This window comes from Niallia sp. HCP3S3_B10, assembly GCF_052064465.1.
Taxonomy (GTDB): Bacteria; Bacillota; Bacilli; order Bacillales; family Cytobacillaceae; genus Niallia; species Niallia hominis.
In genome coordinates this window covers 99,491-123,684 of the sequence record NZ_JBQHVO010000002.1, presented here as the reverse complement: position 1 = coordinate 123,684, position 24,194 = coordinate 99,491, and the positions used below count along the sequence as shown (strand labels likewise).

20 protein-coding genes are annotated in these 24,194 nt (G+C 34.4%); 7 read left to right on the top strand and 13 right to left on the bottom strand.

The annotated features are described in order from the left end of the window. Nucleotides 1–172: 172 nt before the first annotated feature. On the bottom strand, nt 173–715 hold the full coding sequence (locus tag ACTNDN_RS02090) for a GbsR/MarR family transcriptional regulator (RefSeq protein ID WP_031534108.1): 543 nt from the start codon (nt 713–715) through the stop codon (nt 173–175). 333 nt (nt 716–1,048) lie between these two features. On the opposite strand from ACTNDN_RS02090, the gene proV reads away from it, so the two are divergent. From proV to ACTNDN_RS02075, 3 genes are read left to right on the top strand one after another with little or no spacing between them, the layout of a single operon-like run. Continuing rightward, nucleotides 1,049–2,293, top strand: a complete 1,245-nt coding sequence (gene proV, locus ACTNDN_RS02085; RefSeq protein WP_441130665.1) for a glycine betaine/L-proline ABC transporter ATP-binding protein ProV — start codon at nt 1,049–1,051, stop codon at nt 2,291–2,293. Then, nucleotides 2,286–3,131: an ABC transporter permease gene (locus ACTNDN_RS02080; RefSeq protein ID WP_031534103.1), complete on the top strand. Its 846-nt coding sequence runs from the start codon at nt 2,286–2,288 to the stop codon at nt 3,129–3,131. The genes proV and ACTNDN_RS02080 overlap by 8 nt, the downstream gene beginning before the upstream one ends. A gap of 1 nt (nt 3,132) precedes the next feature. Further along, nucleotides 3,133–4,014, top strand: coding sequence for a glycine betaine ABC transporter substrate-binding protein (locus ACTNDN_RS02075; RefSeq protein WP_284561291.1), 882 nt, complete (start codon nt 3,133–3,135; stop codon nt 4,012–4,014). Between the two features lie 48 nt (nt 4,015–4,062). Here ACTNDN_RS02075 and ACTNDN_RS02070 read toward each other — a convergent pair whose 3' ends face one another. Together ACTNDN_RS02070 and ACTNDN_RS02065 are read right to left on the bottom strand one after the other, a co-directional pair. Next, nucleotides 4,063–5,577 carry a flotillin family protein gene (locus ACTNDN_RS02070; protein WP_031534099.1) on the bottom strand — a complete coding sequence of 505 codons (1,515 nt, stop codon included), beginning with the start codon at nt 5,575–5,577 and terminating at the stop codon, nt 4,063–4,065. A gap of 27 nt (nt 5,578–5,604) precedes the next feature. Further along, the gene (locus ACTNDN_RS02065) at nt 5,605–6,126 is read right to left on the bottom strand and encodes a hypothetical protein (protein ID WP_048717690.1); all 522 of its coding nucleotides are present in this window, start codon (nt 6,124–6,126) and stop codon (nt 5,605–5,607) included. Between the two features lie 472 nt (nt 6,127–6,598). Here ACTNDN_RS02065 and ACTNDN_RS02060 point away from each other — a divergent pair, with 472 nt between their 5' ends. Further along, the gene (locus ACTNDN_RS02060; protein ID WP_031534095.1) at nt 6,599–6,913 is read left to right on the top strand and encodes a hypothetical protein; all 315 of its coding nucleotides are present in this window, start codon (nt 6,599–6,601) and stop codon (nt 6,911–6,913) included. An 85-nt stretch (nt 6,914–6,998) separates the two neighbouring features. Here ACTNDN_RS02060 and ACTNDN_RS02055 read toward each other — a convergent pair whose 3' ends face one another. The 5 genes from ACTNDN_RS02055 to ACTNDN_RS02035 form a co-directional block, all read right to left on the bottom strand. Further along, the gene (locus ACTNDN_RS02055) at nt 6,999–7,772 is read right to left on the bottom strand and encodes a Cof-type HAD-IIB family hydrolase (protein WP_031534093.1); all 774 of its coding nucleotides are present in this window, start codon (nt 7,770–7,772) and stop codon (nt 6,999–7,001) included. Between the two features lie 17 nt (nt 7,773–7,789). Beyond that, the gene (locus tag ACTNDN_RS02050; RefSeq protein WP_441130661.1) at nt 7,790–8,581 is read right to left on the bottom strand and encodes an ABC transporter ATP-binding protein; all 792 of its coding nucleotides are present in this window, start codon (nt 8,579–8,581) and stop codon (nt 7,790–7,792) included. Between the two features lie 271 nt (nt 8,582–8,852). After that, nucleotides 8,853–9,119: a phosphocarrier protein HPr gene (locus ACTNDN_RS02045; RefSeq protein WP_031534089.1), complete on the bottom strand. Its 267-nt coding sequence runs from the start codon at nt 9,117–9,119 to the stop codon at nt 8,853–8,855. Nucleotides 9,120–9,241: 122 nt separating this feature from the next. Beyond that, entirely contained in the window at nt 9,242–9,994 is a 753-nt protein-coding gene (locus ACTNDN_RS02040) for a gamma-glutamyl-gamma-aminobutyrate hydrolase family protein (RefSeq protein WP_441130658.1), read from the bottom strand. Nucleotides 9,995–10,178: 184 nt separating this feature from the next. Beyond that, the gene (locus ACTNDN_RS02035) at nt 10,179–11,735 is read right to left on the bottom strand and encodes a bifunctional metallophosphatase/5'-nucleotidase (RefSeq protein ID WP_235250344.1); all 1,557 of its coding nucleotides are present in this window, start codon (nt 11,733–11,735) and stop codon (nt 10,179–10,181) included. Nucleotides 11,736–11,991: 256 nt separating this feature from the next. On the opposite strand from ACTNDN_RS02035, the gene ACTNDN_RS02030 reads away from it, so the two are divergent. After that, nucleotides 11,992–12,954: a D-2-hydroxyacid dehydrogenase gene (locus ACTNDN_RS02030; protein WP_235250357.1), complete on the top strand. Its 963-nt coding sequence runs from the start codon at nt 11,992–11,994 to the stop codon at nt 12,952–12,954. Nucleotides 12,955–13,006: 52 nt separating this feature from the next. Here ACTNDN_RS02030 and ACTNDN_RS02025 read toward each other — a convergent pair whose 3' ends face one another. The 3 genes from ACTNDN_RS02025 to ACTNDN_RS02015 form a co-directional block, all read right to left on the bottom strand. Next, nucleotides 13,007–13,855, bottom strand: coding sequence for a metal ABC transporter permease (locus tag ACTNDN_RS02025; protein WP_031539913.1), 849 nt, complete (start codon nt 13,853–13,855; stop codon nt 13,007–13,009). Then, nucleotides 13,792–14,508 carry a metal ABC transporter ATP-binding protein gene (locus ACTNDN_RS02020; RefSeq protein WP_235250365.1) on the bottom strand — a complete coding sequence of 239 codons (717 nt, stop codon included), beginning with the start codon at nt 14,506–14,508 and terminating at the stop codon, nt 13,792–13,794. The genes ACTNDN_RS02025 and ACTNDN_RS02020 overlap by 64 nt, the downstream gene beginning before the upstream one ends. Nucleotides 14,509–15,371: 863 nt before the next feature. After that, nucleotides 15,372–16,598: a coiled-coil domain-containing protein gene (locus ACTNDN_RS02015; RefSeq protein WP_031539916.1), complete on the bottom strand. Its 1,227-nt coding sequence runs from the start codon at nt 16,596–16,598 to the stop codon at nt 15,372–15,374. Between the two features lie 672 nt (nt 16,599–17,270). On the opposite strand from ACTNDN_RS02015, the gene ACTNDN_RS02010 reads away from it, so the two are divergent. Together ACTNDN_RS02010 and minD are read left to right on the top strand one after the other, a co-directional pair. Next, nucleotides 17,271–18,395: an NAD(P)/FAD-dependent oxidoreductase gene (locus tag ACTNDN_RS02010; RefSeq protein WP_031539917.1), complete on the top strand. Its 1,125-nt coding sequence runs from the start codon at nt 17,271–17,273 to the stop codon at nt 18,393–18,395. 560 nt (nt 18,396–18,955) lie between these two features. Beyond that, on the top strand, nt 18,956–19,729 hold the full coding sequence (gene minD, locus ACTNDN_RS02005; protein WP_235250373.1) for a septum site-determining protein MinD: 774 nt from the start codon (nt 18,956–18,958) through the stop codon (nt 19,727–19,729). Nucleotides 19,730–19,761: 32 nt separating this feature from the next. On the opposite strand, the gene ACTNDN_RS02000 is transcribed toward minD, so the two are convergent. Together ACTNDN_RS02000 and ACTNDN_RS01995 are read right to left on the bottom strand one after the other, a co-directional pair. Beyond that, nucleotides 19,762–22,473 (bottom strand): SH3 domain-containing protein, encoded by a 2,712-nt coding sequence (locus ACTNDN_RS02000; protein WP_441130654.1) that lies wholly within the window; start codon nt 22,471–22,473, stop codon nt 19,762–19,764. A gap of 430 nt (nt 22,474–22,903) precedes the next feature. Beyond that, complete coding sequence (locus ACTNDN_RS01995) at nt 22,904–23,902, bottom strand: asparaginase (RefSeq protein WP_031539080.1); 999 nt, start codon at nt 23,900–23,902, stop codon at nt 22,904–22,906. Nucleotides 23,903–24,194: the final 292 nt, after the last annotated feature.

Below are 24,194 nucleotides of genomic sequence, written 5' to 3'. Positions count from 1 at the left end.
CCAGTTTTGACTTTGAGCAAATTGTTCTCCCTTAGATTTCCTTTTCTTTTTTACTTTATTTGCGTAAATCCAAAAGTTTTTATTATCGTCAAAAAAACAAAAAAATGTTTTCATATATGGTTTTATATCAAACCGTATATGAAAACACCCTTTTAGTAAAATTTACTTAGATTTATTTTTCGTCTTCTTTTTTTGGTACTAAATGAAATATTTCATGTGATTCCAAACTATCTACAAACCGATCTAGCCAATTATAGTAATTGATTGCATAATTTAATTTTTCTAAGTCATTTTCCGCATCTTTCTTAACATCTTCAGAAATATCGTCTTTATTTATTAAGACTCTTAATTCATTAATGGACTTTTCAATGGCATACACATTTTCCGTAATTGCCAATCTCCATTTGATCGTGAAAAAATCGATAAATGATTGATACCAATCTTCTTCCGCCTTATATAAATCTTTTCGAACACCTTTTCGCCAAACTTTGTCCACCATTTTCAATTCAAGTAAGGTTCGAACCGATGTACTCATACTGGTTTTACTCATCCCCAGCTCTTCTTTCATTTCGTCAAGAGTCATTGGGTCTTGCTGGAACAATAACATCCCATATAATCTACCAATTGATTCTGTTACACCATATAAATCCATATTTTGTGCTACAGAATCAATTACTCTCTCTCGAGCAATATTTAACTGCTCCCTATCCGTCATTTATCATTCACATCCATATTTTATGTTTACTTAATCATTTTAATAATGATTATTTCAATAATCAAGGTGAATCAATAATCAAAAACTTAAAAGTATATTCTGTTTATAGATTAACATGAATGAAAAAAAAGTAAAGTAACATCAACTATAGGAAAAGGAAGCATTTGGGCGCATTATTAAGAATTAAGCACCTACAGTTAGTTCAGTTTTTTCTGTACGTTCAGAATGAATGATTTCAACTGATTATACCGTTTGAAATACTTGCTAATTATCTCCTATAATAAGTGAGGGCTCGATATACAATAGAGCGGTTAGAATTAAAGAGGTGAAAAAATGGAAAGTATGGCAAAATTAAAAATCGAAAATGTAACAAAAATTTTCGGGAAAAATGCAAAAAAGGCCATTCAGCTATTAAATAATGGTGAATCAAAAAAAGATATTCTTAAAAAAACAGGAGCAACAGTCGGGGTAAATAAGGCTAGTTTTGAAGTGAATCCTGGAGAGATATTTGTAATCATGGGACTTTCAGGAAGTGGTAAATCAACATTAGTTCGTATGTTTAACCGTCTGATTGATCCAACCATCGGGAATATTTATATTGATGGGAAAGACATTGTACGTATGTCTAAAGAAGAGTTACGCAATGTTCGTAGAGAAAAAGTAAGCATGGTCTTTCAGAAATTTGCATTACTTCCCCATCGAACAATCTTAGAAAATGCTGAATTTGGTTTAGAAATTCAAGGTGTAGATAAAGCGACTCGCAAAGAACAAGCCTTAGAAGCTCTTAAACTAGTTGGTTTAACAGGTTACGAAAATCAATATCCAGACCAACTAAGTGGCGGGATGCAACAAAGGGTAGGTCTTGCTCGTGCATTGGCAAATGATCCAGATATTCTTTTAATGGATGAAGCATTTAGCGCACTTGATCCTTTAATTCGTAAAGATATGCAGGACGAGTTATTAGACCTGCAATCAAATATGGAAAAAACAATCATATTTATTACACATGATTTAGATGAAGCATTGCGAATTGGTGATCGAATCGCATTAATGAAGGATGGATCTATTGTCCAAGTAGGAACGCCTGAAGAAATTTTAATGAATCCTTCCAATGATTATGTAGAACGATTTGTCGAAGATGTTGATTTATCGAAAGTTTTAACGGCAAATCACATAATGAAACGTGCAGAGGCAGTCAATATAGAAAAAGGTCCTCGTGTTGCATTACAAATGATGAAGAAACTCGGAATCTCAAGTATCTATGTTGTAAATAAACGTAGAGAGCTTCTTGGAGCAATTACTGCCGATGATGCACGTATAGCCAGCGAAAAAAATGAAGGAATCGAAGCAATCTTACAAAAAGATGTTATTACGGTAACAGGTGATACATTATTATCTGACCTATTCGATAAAGTTTCCACTGCAATCATTCCAGTTGCTGTTATAGATGAGCAAAATAGGTTAAAAGGGATATTAGTAAGAGGTGCAGTTATTGGTGCACTTGCTGGTAATAATGAACTTATTAATGCACCTACATCGACAGAAGCCGTACCAGTTGGGGGGGATAATCATGAATAATCTATTTCCTAAACTGCCTGTCGCAGATTGGATCGATTCCTTTGTTGACTGGCTTACAACTACTTTTGAAGTATTATTTGATGGAATTACAGCAGTACTAGAATTTGTAGTTAATATTATAGTTTCTTTCTTTGGATTCATTCCTCCTATTCTATTAATCATTTTATTAGCATTACTGGCTTGGAAATTAGCGAATAAGAAGATTGCACTATTTACGCTTATAGGCTTATTACTTGTTGATAATTTAGGCTACTGGGAACCAATGATTGATACATTAGCCCTTGTTCTTTCAGCTGTATTTATCTCGATTGTTATTGGTATTCCGCTAGGCATTTGGGCTTCTCAAAACAATACAGTCCGCAATATCGTAATCCCGATATTAGACTTTATGCAGACAATGCCAGCTTTTGTATATTTAATACCGGCCATTTTCTTCTTTAGTATCGGGGTAGTGCCAGGAGTAGTTGCTTCTGTAATTTTTGCAATGCCACCTACTATACGCTTAACAATTCTTGGTATCCAACAGGTACCAAGCGATATTACAGAAGCTACCGAAAGTTTTGGTAGTACTACATCTCAAAAATTATTAAAAGTTCAATTACCACTTGCAATGCCAACTATATTAGCTGGTATTAATCAAAGTATCATGCTTGCGCTATCAATGGTAGTAATTGCTGCAATGGTTGGGGCGCCTGGATTAGGTGCAGATGTCTATCGTGCTGTAACTCAGATTCAAATTGGTCGTGGGTTTGAAGCCGGTATTTCTATTGTAGTACTTGCAATCATTTTAGATAGAATTACCCAAAATGTGGGCACAAAAAAAAAGGGGGCAAATTAATATGAAAAAAATGACAAGCTTACTAGGAGCAATCACGCTTACTTTAGGGTTAGCTGCCTGTGGTTCTGACAGTGCAGATAACGAAAATGCTACAATTGGTGAAAAGGTCGATTATGAAATTATTGGGATTGACCCTGGAGCAGGATTAATGAAAGCAACAAATCAAGCAATTAGTGACTATGAATTAAGCGATTGGACTTTAGTAGAAGGATCAAGTGCGGCTATGACTGCAGCGCTAAAAAAAGCATATGATAAAGAAGAACCTATCATTGTAACAGGCTGGACTCCGCACTGGATGTTTACTGCCTATGATTTGAAATACTTAGAAGATCCAAAAGGCTCATATGGTGAAGATGAAAACATTCATTCCATTGTACGTAATGGCTTAAAAGAAGATATGCCTGAAGCATATGCAGTATTAGATAATTTCCATTGGACAACAGAAGATATGGGAGTTGTTATGATGGATATTTATGAAGGAGAGTCACCTGAAAAAGCAGCCGAAAGCTGGGTTAAAGAAAATGCTGATAAAGTTAGTGAATGGACTGACGGTGTAGACAGCGTTGATGGTGACAAAATTAAAATTGGTTACGTTGCATGGGATAGCGAAATTGCAAGTACAAATGTTGTTGGCCAGGTATTAACAGATTTAGGCTATGATGTAACATTAAGTCAAGTAGAAGCAGGTCCTATGTGGACTGGTGTTGCTGACGGCAGCTTAGACGCACATATCGCTGGCTGGTTACCAATTACACATGAAGACTATGCAAGCAAATATGAAGGCCAATTCGAAGATTTAGGCGCTAACCTAGAAGGAACAAAATTAGGACTAGTCGTACCAAGCTATATGGATATTGATTCCATTGAAGATTTGAAAGAATAATAGCATATTGAAAAAGGGTCCGATTATAAATCTGACCCTTTTTCTTCCTTATTCTGATTTATTACTTAAATTATCATTCAATTCATTAATACTTTGACGAATATTCCCTTTACCAGATAAATTCTCCAATAATTCTTTAACATCAATCCCAGCTGAAGCCTTTAAAGATTCTTGCATTGTTGACATGAGGTTTGTCGCATAGCCAGTAACTTTATTTGCTCCACCATTACTACCATCACTTCCTGTATCAACAACTGTTATCTTATCAATATTCGCTAATGGACTAGCCACTTGTTTTGCATATTCAGGTAACATGTCAAGCACCATATCTAAGATTGCCGCTTGGCCGTATTGTGCATATGCTTCTGCAATCTTGCGTTTCGCTTCCGCTTCTGCCAAACCTTTTAAGCGAATGATGTCTGCTTCTGTTTCCCCTTTTGCTTTTTCCGCTTCCGCTTTCGCTAAACCGTCTACACGGACTTTTTCTGCCTCGGCTTTCGCTTGTGACTCAATACGATATTGATTAGCATCTGCTTCTGCAATTTCACGACGTTTATTTGCCTCAGCTGCCTGTTCCATTGCATAGCGATCTGCATCAGCTTTCTTTTTAACCTCTGAATCATATTGCTTTTCTCTTCTTAAAATTTCTTTTTCTTCTAATTCAATTTGTTTCTGTCTTTCAATGATCTTAATTTGCATTTCTTGTTCGGTAACTTCTTGCTTAGAACGAGCACTTTCTAAATCATACGCTTGGTCAGCACGCGCTTTTGCAATATCTTGATCTCTTCTATAATCAGCAATTTTCATTTGATTTTCTTTTTCTGCTTCGGCAATTTCCGTAGCTCTTTCTAATTCAGCCTTTTTAGCATCCTTATCTGCTTCTGCCTTTTTAATTCTTGTTTCTTTATCGGCTTCTGCAGTTGCTATGTCTGCATCTCTTTTTACTTGTGCAATACGCGGTTTACCAAGGGATTCTAAGTATCCATTTTTATCTCTTACATCTTTAATGGTAAAAGAGACAATGACCAGACCCATTTTTGCCAAGTCATGTGAAGCAACTCTTTGCACTTCTTGTGAAAACTTATCTCTATTTTTATAAATTTCCTCTACTGTCATACTACCAAGGATAGAACGCAAATGTCCTTCTAATACTTCTCTTGCTTCGTTTTCACGATCTTGTTTGGTTTTCCCCAAAAACTGTTCAGCTGCTGTTGCAATTTCACCAATAGAACCACCAATTTTAATAATTGCTGTACCATCTGCCATTACTGGAACACCTTGCTCTGTATATACTTCAGGTGTCGAAACATCTAATTTGCTAGATAATAAGCTTAAAGGCTCTGATTGTTGGAAAACAGGGAGAATAAATGCCCCTCCGCCTCTAATGATCTTAATTTTATTTCCAGATTCATCAACATGAACATTTTTTGATCCTAAATAGCTTCCTGTTACAATTAGCGCTTCGTCAGGTCCTGCTGTTTTATACTTTGCCATAAATATACTAATAAGTGCGATTAGTAAAATTGCTACAATTCCTATTACAATCCAAATCTCCATTTGCATCCAGTTTTCCTCCTCTTATTAACTTTCCTAAATTCCGTTATTACGGACTACATAAGCAACATTCTCTTTAATCTCTACTACAACCGTTTCCTCACCAAAGCCAATTTCTTCATTATAAAAGCTTGCTGCGGTCTTTGAAATATTACCGCTTATACTCTCAATTAAAATTTCTCCATATCCATCTTTCGGAATAGCAGTAATCACTCTGCCAATTCTCCCTTTTAATGATTCATCATTGTAAACCAATGACTCCTCTGCATTGGCAAGTGGGATAAATACAAAAAAATGTAAACAGCTAGAAACAATGAGTGCAATAACTGCTGAAATAGATAGAATCATAACACTATTGATATCGGAATACTTTTCCATCAAATAGCCACTTGCTGCTAATATCGTAAAAAAAGCAAGGATTAAAGTGGGATTGAAGACACCAATATCTCCGCCAAATAAATCTGATAATAATAATGTTAAAATGACACATATTCCCGATCCTATTAATACGGTTAAATAAATGGTGGGAAGATCAAAGCCGAATATTTCCATATACATCATTCACTTTCCATTTTTTAAATTTTATTATGTGGTCACCTAATCATTCCTCCTTCATGTTATTTCTTATCAAATATACGATTAGAAATAAAAAAGGTTTCAGGAATATTTATAAAAAACAAATTCACCCTATTCATTTTTCCTTTCCATATCCATTATGCCTCATATGTTGTAAGAATCGATCTTTCTCGCAGTTCCCCTAGAGATGCTACGATTATTCAAGCGGTTCCGTTATTCTCATTAATTGCTTTTCCTATAAAAAGCAACATTCTTTTAGAAAACACCTTTCCTAACAATAAACTACATCAAAAAAGGGAAAACGATATTACATTCAAATTTTCGTCATCTTTATGTTTTTGTTTCATATCATAATTTAGAGGGAATTTCATATATATCAACCTATTATTACATCTGCCATTGATACCGTTTTAGCAATTATTTTTAACGAAAAGGGGATATTGTGGAGGCGCATATGAAAAGTACGGAAAAACACGACGAAAAGAAAAATAGTATTAGCAAAAAAATCATCTATTTTTTAGGTTCCATCTTACTCTTAACTACCCTATTTGGAGGCTATATTTTCTCAGATAAATATTTTGCTAGTGAGCCCAGAACAGGAAAAGAAGAATTCGGAGAAAAAGTAGTTATCACCTTACCAAATGGAAAAAAGGTATTTACCTACGAAAACCTAATCGTGAAAGAAGATGGCAAACTTCTTTATAAAGGGGAACGTAATACCATCGATTTATCAGGTGGAGTTGTAGTGTATGAAGATTGGAAAGACTAGATTATCTTTTTCATCCTAAGCTGTCAAAAGACTAAAAACTAACTTTTGACAGCTTTTCTTCTATGTATATTAAAAATGTCCCGTACTAGATTAAACCAATTTCTTTCAAACCATAAGAGAGACCGCCTTCATTCACATGTTTTGTGACCATTTTCGCAAATGGTATAACTTCTTCATGAGCATTTCCCATCGCTATCCCCATACCTACATACGAGAGCATTTCTTTATCATTTAACCCATCTCCAAATGCCACAGCTTCCTGAGGATCGATATTTAATCTATTTAAAATTTCCACTATTCCTGCTGCCTTTGACCCACCAGTGGGGATAACATCCATTGATAAAGGATGCCAACGTACAAAGTGAATCGTTGAAAAAGTTTCTTCATATAAATTTTCATCTTTTTCTTCACAGAAAAGCAAGCATTGATAAATATCCGCCTCCTTCCAAAAATCTTTTCGATAGGATGGCGCATTTAATTTCAATGACTGAAAGGATTCAATAATATGAGCATGCTCTTGATGATTTGCACAGCATTCCTTACTTCCTTGAAATACTAACGGATGATCATTTTTTAAAGCAATTTGTTCTAATTTCTCTAGCGTCTCTATCGGAATCGGTTTTTTATATACCTCCTCTTTCTCATGAACAACGTACGAGCCGTTAAAAGAGATATATGATGTTAAATTTAATTCAGCTAATATATCTGAAAAGAAATACGGTGCTCTTCCTGTTGCTAAAACGATGGGAATATTGCGTTTCTTTAACTCATTAATTGCTAATTTTGCATCATGAGGTATTTTTTTCTCCTCATTCACTAACGTTCCATCTATATCTATAAATACAATTTTATAAGCCACAATCTATTCTCCCTTTCCTAATTTTCGATCAGTGAGCTCTTTTTTCTAGCCAAAAGCGGCCGTTCGTTATTCCAAATAACTTCAACTGGTAACGAAAAAAAGCTACTCATATTTTTGCTCGTTAATATATCCTTTGTATAGCCAGAGGAAAATTCCTTACCTTCTTTCAAGAGAAAAGAGTGGGAAAAAACCGGCAATATCTCTTCCACATGATGTGTAACATAAATGATGCTTGTGTCCTCGTTTACTATCTTTAAAATGGTGTCCAATAATTGTTCCCTTGCCAAAAAATCCAAGCCAGTTGCTGGTTCATCCAAAATAATAAGCTCCGGATCCAACATTAATGCTCTTCCAATAAGAACCTTTTGTCTCTCTCCTTGCGATAAACTATTATATGATCTGTCAGCATATTCCAAACTACCTAACTGCTTCATAATAGCAATAGCTCGATTTCTGATTTCAGTTGTCGGTGACTCATATAAACCAATAGATGCATAAGCGCCACTTAGCACGATTTCAAATGCACTGTCAGATTCATATAATTTTTGTTGCAGACGATTTGATACCAATCCAATTCTTCTTCTCAGTGCTCCCCCTAATTCAGATTTCCCAAATACCTTTCCTAGAACTTCCATCTTACCTTCTGTTGGATGATAATAGGCACAAATCATATTTAATAAAGCTGTCTTACCGGCACCATTAAGACCATATAAAATCCAATTCTCCCCTTTTTTAATCTCCCAATTAATATGTTGTAGAATCCACTGTCCATTTCTTTTTAAGCCCACATCATCTAATTTTACAATCATGCCAATCCTCCTATTCCCTTTTCATTTTACTAAAAATTCTCATATTATGTACAGAGAGAAATGGAGATAGCGAATATATAGAAACGAACGCATCCATCAAATGCGCTATTTTATCATTGAAAAAAAACAAAAAAAGATCTAGCTTTTGTAATGTAAAGACAACAAAAGTCAGATCTTTTTTTGTTAACATCGAAATGTAAACGCTTTAACAAAGCTACAAAAAAATAAATGAGAGTGACCCCCATCTCAGAGGGCCATTGAAGTATATAGATTAACCAACTAATCCTTCTTTTTTAAGGACAGCTTCTACACCTTCTACTGCTTCTACTTCATCTTCACCAGTTGCAGAAATAGTAATTTCTCCACCCTTTGGTACACCTAGTGACATTACGCCCATAATAGACTTTAAGTTTACAGATTTACCTTTGAACGAGATTTGCATATCAGATTTGTATTTACTAGCAGTGCTTACTAATAATGTTGCTGGTCTTGCATGAATCCCAGTTTCATCAATTACCGTAAATGTTTTTTCGCTCATTGTTATGCCTCCTAAGAAAAAATTGTCTTACCTTATTATTTTAGCTGATTTTAGATGTTAATACTAACTTTTTTTCATCTTTTTCTTTTTTTGCCTTTATCTTTTTCTTCATGACTGTTTTTTTATGACTTCATTTTATGTAACATGTTCACTTTTTCTAGATTTGCACTTTTTATAAATTCAGCAAAAATTTGATTCATCTTTTCATTGGTAGATGCCATAGATTCAGGATGCCATTGTACTCCCAACAAGAAATTTTGATAACTCTTATGCTCGACCGCTTCAATGATGCCATCCTTACTTCTTGCAACCTCCACTAAATCCTTTGCTAACATATCAATCGCTTGATGGTGAATGCTATTTACCCTTGTTTTCGTTTCTCCTATTATAGATGCTAATTGACTATCTTCTTTTATGGTTACAAAATGAGTATCCCAGCTTCTTTTCACAGATTGAGTATGTTTAATACTATCTTTCACTTGAGAAGGAATATCTTGAATTAGTGTTCCCCCTAAAGCAACATTTAATATTTGAATCCCTCTGCATATTGCTAGTATTGGTTTATTTGTCTCCATCGCTCTGTTAATTACATTTATTTCCACTTTATCCCGCAGGAGAATTGTATCCCCGATATTTTGATGTGGATCTTCTCCAAATGTAATAGGATCTATATCCTCTCCACCACTTAGAATAACGGCATCACATAGATCTACCATTTCTACTGCAAGATTCTCTTCTACAAACGGAAGAATGATCGGCAACCCACCATTGGCCGCAATTGATTTTTGATAATCATGATGAACGTATGTACCTTCCATGAATTTATTTTTAAATATATAAGCACCTGTTATCCCTATTATCGGTTTACTCAACATCTTCATCCCCTGACGCTTCTATTTTTTTAATATTAACAATATTAAAAATGAAATAAAAGGGCATGTCAATACACTTGTCTAAAAGAATAATAAAAAATCAGCTATTATCGATAGACCCACATATATTCTCTCGAAAATAGCTGACTATTTTACCCTATAGACTTGTTTTCAGCCCTAAATATAATCACCAAATAACTTTCCAATTATGATTACAAGTGGCGGGCACAATTTTTCGCTCCATTATATAATTTGCAAGTAATTCTGAAGCATCAAATTGAATCTCTCGGACTACAGGTTTATTCTTAAACATAAAGAAATCACCGCCACCCCCAGCTCGATAATTATTCATTACCACTTCATAAATAGCTTCCTCATCTATTGGTTTGCCTTCAAAATCTAGCTGAATGACTCTTTGTCCATGAGGTTTTGTTATATCAAGTGTATATTCAATCCCCTCCCACATATCATAGTTATAATGCTGTGGTTTAGGATAAACAAAGGAAGGATTTACTATTGGTTCACCTTCCTCATTCAAAGCAAAATATTTGGCGCTTTGCTCAAGTGCTGCACGAATATCTTTCCCAGTTAAAGCTAGTACTTTGAATGTATTAGGATAGATATAATTGGAAACAATGTCCCTCATTGTCACATTTGGTTTAAATCCAGGGGATTCATTATTAAAGAGTGCCGTATTACTGATTTTTACATTCGCAGCTTCCATTTGCACTTTATTAATAAATTCAATGAGCGGACTATCTGCTAAGCGAATCTCCATTGGATCTTTTACAAGCATATCTCCATCAATATGTCCTATTGGCGTATCCAGCCATTTTTGTGTACTATCTTCATATTCTTTTGCTAACATAAGGATTTCTTCATCTGCATCCACATCTGCTACTGATAATAATTCGGAGTCTTTCTTTATTACCTCCCCGTTTTCATCAAGCACCAATGTTATTTTGCCCACAAATTTTCCATTATTGCTTGGCTGTATAATTTCTGTGCCATTTATATTACCAGTTAATTCTCGATGTTGATGGCCAGTTAATAGCACATCAACACCATCTATCTGTTTGCAAATGCTATATCCCTGATTCTCCCTAGTCAATACTTCCGTTGGCTCTCCCGTTTCCAGATTCCGTTCAAATCCACCATGATAGGAAATGACAAGAACATCTGGCTGTTCTTCTTTATTAATAAAATCTACCCATTTTTTTGCACTATCGAATGCATCATTAAATTGAAGTCCTTTGATATTCTTAGGGTTTTCCCAATTCGGAATATAGTGCGTTGTCAAGCCAAGAATTGCAATTTTAAAGCCATTAATTCTTTTAATCAAATAAGGGGTACCTAAAAACGGCTGATTTGTTTTTTCTTCGACAATATTCCCACAAAGCCAAGGAAAATTTGATTCTTTTACAGCACTTTTTAAAATAGTTAAACCGTAATTAAATTCATGATTTCCAATAACAGCCCCATCATATTTTAATTGATTTAAGATTGTTATCATTGGATTTTTTTTATCTGCTAAAAAATTCACATAATGGTATGTTAAAGGCGTACCTTGTATTAAATCACCATTGTCTATTATAATCGTATTTGGATTCTTTGCCCTTTCCTTTGCTATAATAGTAGCAACTTTTCCTAGGCCCACATCAGATGGCGCATTATTCCCATAGTTCACTGGAAATATATTTCCATGGACATCACTTGTTAATAAAATAGTTACTTCTGTATTCAAGATTTCATCTCCTGTTACTTTATTTCATCATCTACTTCCATTCATTAACTTCCACGTACTTACTCATTAATAGCATTTTCATTATAGCAAGTTCATCCTTCAATAACTACTTATAATTCTTTATATTTCAACTAAATTAGTAATTCCTCCAAATAGAAAGCATAGAATTATTTAAAATAAGCAAAATAGTTCCAATTATCTTATTATTTGTTACAATAGTAATAATACAATCAAATAATAAAGGAGTGTCCTCCATATGAATAGCAGAAAAATATTAATTACCCACCCCCTCCATCCTTCTCTATTGGAAAAAGTTAAGTCCCAATTCTCTGCATGGCAAATTATTCATGCATCAAAACAGGATGAATGGCAAGAGCATTTGATTGATTCTGAAATAATTGTTGGTTGGAGAAACAGTTTTGATATGCAAAGCATTAACCAGAATGACCAGCTCAAATGGATTCAAACATGGAGCGCTGGTGTTAATAGCCTTCCATTAGATCAATTAAGTAAAAAAAATATTTTCATTACAAGCGCAAATGGAGTACATAGCTATCCAATTTCTGAAACGATTTTCGCTCTCCTACTAGGATTAACAAGAAATATTCATACATATGTTCGAAATCAGCAAACAAAAAAGTGGGATGGTACCGATATCAAGTTGGAAGCTCATAAAAAAACGATTGGTATTATTGGCGTAGGGGCAATCGGGCTAGAAACAGCTAAAATTGCGAAAGCATTTGATATGCATGTCATCGGTGTACGAAACTCGCTGAAACCGACAGACTATGTGGATAAATTATACACTTCCAATCAACTAGCTGAAGTACTTCCAATATGTGATTATGTTGTTGTCACTCTTCCATTAACTGATGATACATACCATTTATTCCAAAAAGAACAATTTCAGCAAATGAAAAAGTCAGCATTCTTTATTAACATCGGACGTGGAGAAATTGTGAAAGAAGATGATCTAGTTGAAGCATTAATAAGTGGAGAAATATTAGGTGCGGGATTAGACGTCTTTGAAACAGAACCATTACAGCAATCAAGTCCATTATGGGATTTAGAAAATGTCATTATTACTCCTCACACATCTGGTTCTACAGAGCATTATAGCAGTAGAGTGATAGAAGAAATATTTCTGCAGAATGCAATTTACTATCTAAAAGGAGAACCACTCCCGATTAATTTAGTAGACTACCATAAAGGATATTAACTAAATAGATAAAAAGAGGAGCCAGCTATTAATAGCACTGACTCCTCTTTTTTTACCCTACTTTTTTATAATTTTTCTGGCTTGATGCACGACGAACTATCATATAAACCTTTTGACTTAAGAAACCTATAAGCAAGATAACTACCAATAATAACGTTATCGTTGCTCCAGGAGGAGTTCCTAAATGATAGGATGAAAATAAACCAGTAAAAATACTAACTGCCGCTACTAAAATGGCAACAATAAACACCCATTTAAAACCTTTTACTAATTTAATGGAAAAAGCAGAAGGTAGTACCAACAGGGCAGAAACTAATAATACTCCAATAGTTGGTATAATAACAGAAATTGCAATACCCGTTAAAATGCTAAATGCAATAGATAGCATACTTGTATTAATCCCACTAGTTGTAGCAGTATCTTGATCAAAGGTCATAATATACATTTGTCTCGTAAAGAAAAGAAAAAATAAAAGAATAATTCCAGTTACAATTGCTAACACATTTACTTGCTGTTTACTTATCGTAATAATACTCCCAAATAAATACTGATCCATGCTTGCCGTCATTCCACCACTTGATAAGCTCATAAGAAATAACGCAAATGATAGACCAGCAGCCATCAAAATAGCTATCGATACTTCTGAATAAGTATGATATGCACGACGCATATATTCAATCCCAATCGCCCCAGCGACAACGACTAGTAGACTAGAGAGTGTCACATTTGTTTGAAAGAAAAAACCAATCGCAACACCAGCTAATGAGATATGGGACAAAGTATCGGCCATTAACGCCTGTCTTCTTAAGACTAAATAAATCCCTATGATTGGTGCAATTATTGCAATGAGCCCACCTGCCCAAAATGCTCTTTGCATGAATTCAAGCTCAAACATCTCCATCCACCTTTTTCTCCTTTCTCTATATGAATAATCTTATCTAAATAACCTTCTACTTCATCTTGATCATGGGTTACCATGACTACCGTTCTATTATGTTCTCTAACCTGATGCTTCATAAATTCATAAAATCCTTTTCTACTATCCGCATCCATGCCTGTTGTCGGTTCATCTAAAACAAGTAAATCCGGTTCTGACGCTAGTATTCGGGCAATCACAATCTTCTGTTTTTGTCCTCCAGATAACTCTCCTATTTTCTTATTTCGATACTCCCACATTCCAACCATTTCTAAAGACTTCTTCACTGCCTCATGATCAACTTCCTTCAGTCTCTCATAAAACTTTTTACGCTGATATCTACCTGAACGAACAAGTTCTATCACCGTGCTCGGGAATCCAACATTAAAAGAAGAGATTTGCTGCGGAACATAACCAACTGTTAATTTTTTTTCCTTCGAATTAAGCTTACTTATTTTCACACTGCCTGACCAAGGTTTAAGCAAGCCCAATAATAACTTTAAGAGTGTAGATTTACTTGCACCATTCGGGCCAGTAATCCCAACAAACTCACCACTTTCTAATTCAAAAGAGACATTTTCAAGAGAAGGGACATGCTCATATCCAAATGTAATTTTTGATACTGTCGCCAGTTTCATAGTAATTACTCCTTTCCATTTGTAATTCACGTCATCAATTCATTATTTAAATAAAAGCCGATTAATCTAAGATATAAAACCATACCATGTCAAAGAGGCTAGCTTGGTTATACCGATTTTTATATCAATGATTGATATAACATATATCTCCGTGTCCATCCACTGTCGAGACACATCTAAACTTTTATAATTTTTGCCATTTCCTACAGGTATATACTCTATAACATATATTGAGTAGCTTACTTTCCTAGTTTGAGAAAGTAAATCTATCCTTTAACCATTTCGTATTCATTACGATTTAAAGAAGAAATGGAACACACCTAGTTATTCATTTATTTAGATTAATCATAAATGAAAGCTATTCCTACCTTTTTCTTTTATATATTATACATGACACTTAATAATAGACTTTTCCCATTAAGGTGTCAACATAAATCCAAACGATTCCGATTAAAAATTTTATAATAAACTTTTTAATTGGTCAAGAATTTTACCTTCTTAAGAATACTCGCTTTTATCTTCCATCATATTATCCATTTAATAATAGAGGGAAACAAATTACTATTACACTAATAATAAAAATGTCGTGAATCCTTTTAGAAAAATTGTGGTCCTTCATCCTTCACTAAAGGTTAGTTCTAGCTTAGAAAACCATTTAGGGGCTATTTACTCTCCCACCTATCCTTCTTAAACGCTCACAAGCTTGTAATTAATGTCTAACTGAAGTTGGGAGATAAATAAAAAATTAACGCATCTTTCAAAAAAAAGGAATATTTTTTTTACTAATGGGTATTATATAAGTAAACAGAACAAAAGCATTACCAGATAAAACTCACTAGTAATGCTTTCCTGAAATGATTCTATTAGAAACGAACAACTCTTCCATTAAATACAGATTTCCAATACCCGCTATTCATAGATGCTATTGCAACACCAGTAGAGCTTTGTGAACCGATAAACTTACCTCCACCAATATAGATTCCAACATGACCATCTGTTTTATATGTGTTAAAGAACACTAAATCTCCTGGTTGCATATCGCTTGTAGACACGCGTGTTCCGGAGTTCTTTAAAGCATCCGTACTTGCAGGAATGCTATATCCAGCTTGTGAATAAGCCCAGCTAACAAATCCAGAACAATCAAACAATCCGTTTGCTACATCGGAAGCAGTTCTTCCACCGCCAAATTTATAAGTTGAATTCCCAATGTATTTATAACCAGCAGTAATTGCTTTTGATTTACCACCGCTTGCTTTTTCACTTGAAGTCTTACTAGCACTCCCACTGTCATTCGTTCCAACTGTCGAAGCAACCAATTGATTTAAGTTATCTTCTTCTTTTTGTTGAATCATTTTTTTTATTTGTGGCTCTACAGATTGTAAAGAACCGTATTTCTGTTCCAATTCTGCTTTACGTTCTTTATTTTCAGCTTCTTTAGCCTTTAAATCTTTTTTGGATTGCTCATTTTTCTTCTGTTGATCTTCATTTTGCTTTTGCATTTCTTCAAGATCTAACTTCGTATTATTCAACTCATCATATTTATCTTTTATTTCATTTTGCTTTGTTTCTAAATCTTCTTTATCTTTCTCATTGCTTGCAATTAAATCTTGATCTGCTTCCATAATTGTAGCAACTGCACCTACACGGTCAACAAATTCCTTAAAACTAGCAGCACCGAATAATACTTCAATATAATCAACACTTCCTCCATTTTCTTGGAAAGAACGTGCTCTTTCTTTTAATACATCATTACGCTTTTCAATTCTATCTTCTAATTCTTTTATTTTTTTCTCAAGAGAGTCAATTTCTTTCTCCGTAGCTTTCATTTTAGCCTTTGTTTCCTCAATAAGACTTTTATTTTCCTCAATTGCTTTATCTACTCTTTTAATTTGAGCCTCTAATTTTTTTAACTCTTCTTGCGTTTCTACAATTTTAATTTGAGCGTCAGAAATTTGGCTTTTTAAAGATGCTTGTTGTTGCGTAATGCTAGTTGGTTGAATCGCATGAGCATTTATTCCTGGGATCGCTAAGCTAGTACCCAATCCAAGTAATATCGTCGTATTTAGTACCACTAGTTTCTTTTTTAACATTCCATTTTCCCCCTGCACATTTATCTAATGTAGAATTCTTCTAATTTATTTATCTATGTATCTTCTTTATGTTTATGATGTAATTGGTAGAGAGACTCTTATAATATAGTATTCTCTACAGTGTAAATCAAACAATAACCCTGTTTTCGACGAAAGTTCTTTATATAAAACATCTTTCGCCACAAATAGAAGTATAACATCATAATTTGTCATTTAAGTAATAGAAATATTACAATTATATTTCAATTGTCATTTTTCTTCGTTTGTTCACATTTTTTTCAAACTTTTTTCCTATATACCACTCCAAAAAATGGAAGCGACTAAATAATATTAAAATAATGAACCGTTCTTAATAGAAGTATTTTATCGTTTTATTTCGACACAACTCAACATTTTTCTTTTTTGTTAAAAAATGCGAATTTCTTTCTATTTGAACCACTATGTTATATTAGAAATAGCTTTTTACCTTGGCTGTTTTTCAATAATTGGTTTTTTAAAAGAAAATTAATACATGACAAGAAGGCACTTTAGGGATAAATCAAAGGCTAGCCTCCCTTTGCAAACAATAGGGTAAACCTTCCCATAATTTGTGATGACAATATACTTTCAAATTACGACCAACAAACTTTGAAACCAGTCCTAACTTAATATATAGAAGGAATTGATTAATACATGAAAAAAGTAATTGTAGTAGGCGGAGGGATACTTGGCGCCTCTATTACATTTGAATTAGCAAAGCGTGGAGCAGAGGTTATAGTCATTGATCGAGAAGATCAAGGACAAGCAACAAAGGCAGCAGCTGGCATCATTTGCCCTTGGAATTCCCAGCGTAGAAACAAAAAATGGTATGTATTAGCAAGAGAAGGTGCGAAATACTATCCATCCCTTGTTGAAGATTTAAATAGCTATCATCAATTACATACTGGTTATAAAAAAGTTGGTGCTCTAAGCCTTCATTCCGATCTTACAAAACTAGAAGCTATGGAAGAGAGAACATTAAAAAGAAAATTAGAAGCACCAGAAATTGGAGATGTAAATATCCTTACCTCATCAGAAGCAAAGGCATTGTTCCCGTTATTAGCTCCAGGATATGGCGCTTTACATATTAGTGGAGCAGCAAGAGTAAATGGCTGGGCACTACGAAATGCTCTTATAGAGGCTAGCAAACAATTAGGTGCAACCTTTATTCACTCAAATAGTACGCTTATCAAAGAAAAAGACGAAATTATTGGCGTAAAACTTAGTGATAACACTACTATTTATGCGGATGAAGTAGTCATTGCTGCGGGGGTATGGGCAAATGAGTTACTTAAGCCATTACAATTATCCTTTGATGTGAAAGCACAAAAAGGACAGATTTTGCATGTAAAACTAAAAGATGTAACATGTTCTGATTGGCCTGTTGTCATGCCACCACATGATCAGTATATATTAACTTTAGAAGATAACAGTATTGTGATAGGCGCAACACACGATAATACGACTGCGTTAGCTGCTGACATAACGGTTGCGGGAATAAAAGAGATTATCGATAAAGCTTTACTATTCGCTCCAGGCTTATCCGATGGAATCTGGGGAGAAGCAAAAGTTGGCTTCCGTCCATTTACAAATGACTTTCTTCCAGTATTCGGAAGACTGACGCAGTATAAAGGATTAACGATTGCGAATGGTTTAGGAGCATCAGGCTTAACGATGGGCCCATTTATCGGCAAACAACTGGCCAAATTTGTCCTTGGATCTGCATGTGATATCGATTTCTCTCCATATTCTATCGATAGTTCCGTTCAAGAGATATAATTGCCTTTCTTTTAAATACGCTGCTCGATTATATTTTGTTTATTTAATTAATACCATCCGAAGAAAAGGATGCCTGATCCCTGCTACCTTTTGGGAGATTCAAGCATCCTTTTTCTTTTATAAGGATTACCCTTCCTTAAAATAAATTTTTTCAGATACAATATTAGGTAATTATCCTTATTTTATTTCGTTCACAGCTAATTATATATGCTCTGTTCCAAATAAAGTGAGCCCATTAGCCGTCACTCTTCACTAGGCTTTTTTCCTATTACCCATCCAAAACTCTTACAAATAGAACTCTCTCCCCTACATTAGGTTGAAATTCAATAGAATAGATAGTATTTTCTACATATGGTTCTTCTCCAATTTTCATATTAAAATTGTTCTATATTACGTTCACTTTCATTCCATTAAACGTTCTTTGTTCATTATTATTCAGGAATAATCTAGTTAACTGAAATTAGTGATTTATTGTTCGTTCACTAATGGATCATTACGAACTTACTGTTGAGAGACTTCCCTCTTTCATCAGCCTTTTTACATTTTAGGGGGATTAAAAAATGAGTCGAATAATTACTATTACTTCCGGGAAAGGTGGGGTTGGAAAAACTACAGTTACTGCTAATATCGGTATTTCCCTTGCATTAAAAGGCTATAAAGTGTGCTTAATTGATGCTGATTTTGGTTTACGAAACCTTGATATTCCATTAGGCTTGTCTAATCGAATTATTCTAGATATTTCGGATTATTTGCAAAAGCTATGTTCCTTTAATCATATAGTCGTTAAACACCGTACATTAAAGAACCTTCATTTAGTACCCGGTAGTAAAAAGCAAGTGACAGAGGTAGAATTTCTCTCGTTTGTGGAGATGCTACAAGAAATTGATTCACTGTATGATTTTATCTTAATTGATTCTCCCTCAGGATTGGAAAGTGGATTTTTCTATGCAATAAACGGAGCCGATGAAGTTATTATTGTAGCTACACCTGATAAAACTGCATTACAGGATGCAGACAGGGTAATTGGTATACTGGAATCACAAAATAAACAGCCATTATCTCTCCTTGTAAATGGTTATAAACATAACCAGGAAGTTGAAAATATCTTGCAATTATTGAATATAAATATTCTAGGAGCCATTCCTTCTGATGCAGATATTATCGCAGCTAATAACAAAGGTAATCCAATTGCATTAAACCCAAGTTTACAATCTGGAGTGATGTTTAGAAAGATTGCAAGTAATCTTTCCAAACACCATTATAACCAGAGAATTGATTTACCTTCTTATAACCAGAACTTTTTTACACATAGAAATTTAAAGCTGTCTTTTTAAAAACATTTACGAATGAAAGAACTTATAGTCTCTTACTTAGCGTTTACTTGATAGGTTGGAATTTCATAGTTTAATGTATATGTACTTATTAAACTATATAAATTATAAATTTGATTTACCTGTTTTGTTGCCCAGCCTATATCGGAAGCATACTGATGTGTTGCAGTCCCTGTTTTTTCAGCTGCATCAGGATTCCATCTCATTTTATATAAAGTATCTTGTCCAGCATTGATATAACCTTGCGCAATAAATTTTGCACCACCTATAATCGCAGCTTCAGGTGTAAACCAGCCAGCATTATAGGCATATTCGGCACCACTTGAAATAGCAGATCCATCATAGGCACCAATACCATACATGTTATAGACCATTTTACCATTAACTTCAACACCATTTGCCAAAGTAGAAGTACCATTTCCAGTCTCTAAAAGAGCATGAGAAATCAAGTATAGTTCATTAATTCCGTAAGCATTAGCCGCAGTGACAAAAGCAGATGCTTTACCAGCTAATATACCTTTACCAGCTAATATCTTACTATCTACTTCTTTATCATCCACATTTGCTTTTGCAGACAATTTAAGAAATTGCAAAGATTGGATATCACTATTAATAAAGTTATCGGGGTTTAGATAATAGGCAGTATCTTCTTTACTAGCACTAACCCATGCCTGTGAATAATCTACTTTATACCAGTAGTATCCATCCGTTCCTTTTACTTTGGAAACAACCGTTAATACCTGTCCACTCGTTAAAGTACTAACAACAGAATAATCGGTTCCAGCACCTCCACGCAATCTCCAGCCACTACCAAGTACAGTTCCTTTTGTGGAATCAGATGTTTTGAAAACAATCGCATCTTCTCTGATATATGTATCATATTTTGTATCCGTTTGTGGATTGACTTTTAATTGAATATTAGTCATGTCTTCTAAAGTCAGATTGTAATTAACATAACTCTTATTTATTGTTACATTAGTGCTTCCATTATCTTTAGCCGTTAAATATTCTGTACTAACATACCCTTCCAGATTATTCACTATTATTTTGGACCAACCATTTTCTTCTGATTGAACAGTTACTACTGTTCCTGCTGCAAGCTTGCTTAAGATTGTTCCACTCGTTGATGGTGTAGCTCTCATATTTAAGCTAGAACCCGCTTGGACATTAACAATCTTTTCCACTGCTGTTGGTGCTTCCTCTGACTGCTTGTCTTCCTCTTGATCTGTTTGGTCGTCTGTTCCATTTTCAGGGGTAGTAATACTTGTCAAGTACTCACTGCTTACATACCCTTCTAGATTATTCGTCTTAATTTGTGACCAGCCATTTTTCTCTGATAATACTGTTACTACCGTTCCTGCTGTAAGCTTTCCTTTTATTACTCCACTTGTTGATGCTGTGGATCTCACGTTTAAGCTTGATCCTGCTTGAACATTGACTTTCTTTTCCACTGTGGTTGGTGTTTCTTCTGGCTGCTTGTCTTCCTCTGGATCTGTTTGGTCGTCTGTTCCATTTTCAGGGGTAGTAACACTTGTTAAGTACTCACTGCTTACATACCCTTCTAGATTATTCGTCTTAATTTGCGACCAGCCATTTTTCTCTGATATTACTGTTACTACCGTTCCTGCTGTAAGCTTTCCTTTTATTGTGCCACTTGTTGATGCTTTCGATCTCACGTTTAAATTAGATCCCGTCTGCACATTAACTTTTTTCGTGATTATTGTCGGTGACTTGTCCGAATTACTTTGTCCACTTTCTGTATCAGATGCCTCGGTAGTAGTATCGGTAATTTGCTTATCAGACAAATAACTATTGCTTACATAGCCAGTCTTTCCAGATGCATTTACTTTATCCCAGCCATTTGCGCTTGAGAGAACCGTAACCTTCGCCCCTCTAGAAAGCTTCGTTAGTACAGAACTACTCGTATTTGCTTCCTTACGCAAATTTAGCGATGAGTTTTTGGCTACATTTACATATTTTGTTGTCGTTTTAACACCTGTTTCTTTTGATTGCTCTGAATTAACCGTTGATTTTTTGTCAGCTAAATACTGCGTTGCCACATAACCTTGTTTTCCATATACTTCCACTTTTGACCAACCGTTTGATTCAGAATAAACCGTTACGGCTACATCTTTTGCCAATTTAACAATAATAGAAGCTGAATTAGACGGACTATTCCTTAAGTTCAAACTCGATCCAGTATTTACATTTACATATTTAGTTGCTGTTTTTTGTTCATTTGATGTATCAGTTGTTTTCTTTTCCTCTGTTTGATCAGCTTTTATGTATTCTGATGCAACATAACCATTTATTCCATTTACTTTAATTTTTGACCAGCCATTAGATTCCGATACTACTTCAACCTTGGTATTCTGTTTGAGCTTTGTTAGGACCTTCGCTTTAGTAGAAGCAGATTCTCTAACATTTAAGGTAGAAGACGGGTTGATGGAAACATATTTTATCGAATTTTCTTGCTTTGTAATTAAATACGTGGATGATACATATCCAGTCTTTCCGTCTACATTTACTTTTGACCAACCATTTGTTTCAGAAAGGACATTTACTTTCGTCCCAGTATTTAATGTTGTTACAATATTTGTATTCACTGATGGACCGACTCTTACATTTAATACCGATCCCTTATTCACTTCTACATATTTGGTAATGGAAGCAGCCTGAGCCTCTTCCATAAAAAGTGGAGAAGATAATGCTGCTAGAAATATACCAGGTACTACTACTTTTTTCACCACTATATTCCTCCTAGTTCTAATGTCTCAATTCATTATTAGGCATCTTTAAACCTATCACCTTATTACTATCCGTTTCTATTACCCCAATTATGTATTCTTTATTACCTATGATATTATCTATTATTCTACTAGTATATAATTCTATAGTCACGTTTTTTTATTTCTTTTATCTTCAATAGATCAAAAGTTTTATATATCAGAAAAATATTTCCATCTCTCCACTTTCAAAAGTGCTGTTTTCTAAACAATCAATCTATTTTTAGCAATTTTTACGACAAAGCAGACAGAACAAAATTAGGTACATAAACCTACCTTGAAATTGATGTTATTCTCCTTCTTAAGATGGAATGAAAAAAGCCCTATCTAATCGTTCAAACCGATTTGATAGGGCTTTTTTATTTGTATCTAATTGAATCAGAACAGCTCTTTAACTCTCCCATTCTACTGAAAGATCATAGGCTATCGGACTTTCCATCACTCTCTTTATTTCACTTAATGATTGTTCACTGCCCAGTACCCACATTAATTTTGCAACAATGGCTTCTGTATTCATGTCAGCAGATAATATAACATTGTATTGAGAAACCTTTCTTCCCACTTCATATAATAAGAGATCTTGTCCTTCTTCCAGACACTGTGTAGAAATGACCACTGCTATCCCTGCGTTTACCATTTCTTCTATTTTTGGCAAGAGATTTCTCTCCTCAAAAGGTAATCCTCCATTACCAAAGCTTTCGATAATGACACCCTTATATACATGTTTAATAAAATCAAAGATTTCAGGTTTTGTTCCTGGATGCAATTTTAATAGAAATACATCTGGACAAATCCTTGTATCCAATATTAGTTCATCCGTTTGCTTGTCCGGCTTCCATAAATACTGAATTTGATTTTCTTCTATTTTAGCCACATATGGATGGTTAATGCTTTCAAATGCATCATAGCTTTTGGTGCGCATTTTTACTGCTCTTGTCCCAATAATCACTCGACCATCAAAAACAACAAATACGCCCCCTATGTCCTCTTTTGCAAAGCGAATACTATCCATAACATTTTTCTTAGCATCTGTTTGTTTAAAACTAATCGGTACCTGTGATCCCGTAATAACAACAGGTTTTGTTAGACCACCCAACATATAAGATAGCGCAGCTGCTGTATAGGCTAACGTATCTGTTCCGTGTGTGATAACAAAACCATCATATTCGTGATAATGTTCTGCAATTGTTTTAGCCATCATAATCCAATGTTCTGGCTGCATGTTCGTACTATCTCTATTCATAATAATTTTACAAGTCACATCAACTTCTAGAATATCATTTTTAAAATATTGAAGGAGCTCTTCTGCAGACAAACCGGGGACTAGTCCTTCCTTCCCTTCAACTGAAGCGATTGTTCCACCGGTTGCAAGTAACAGCAATTTTTTCATTTAAAGTCCTCCTAAATGCATTACTCCGTAAAGTATACACTTGCTTTATATACACCAAGTTATTATATATACTGAACGAAATTTCCGCAATAAGTGGATTCTATCCATTTTTGCAAAATGGAATAAACTTCTTTGTATGCACCTAAGTCTATTTTCCTAAAGATGTGACTAAAAGGAAGTGATCGGGACACTAATATTCCAGCCAAAGCTAAAACCGAACAAATCATTCGAAAATGGCTGAATGATTGTTCGGTATTATTATTTAGTTTAATAAACTGCTATTTTATTTAGG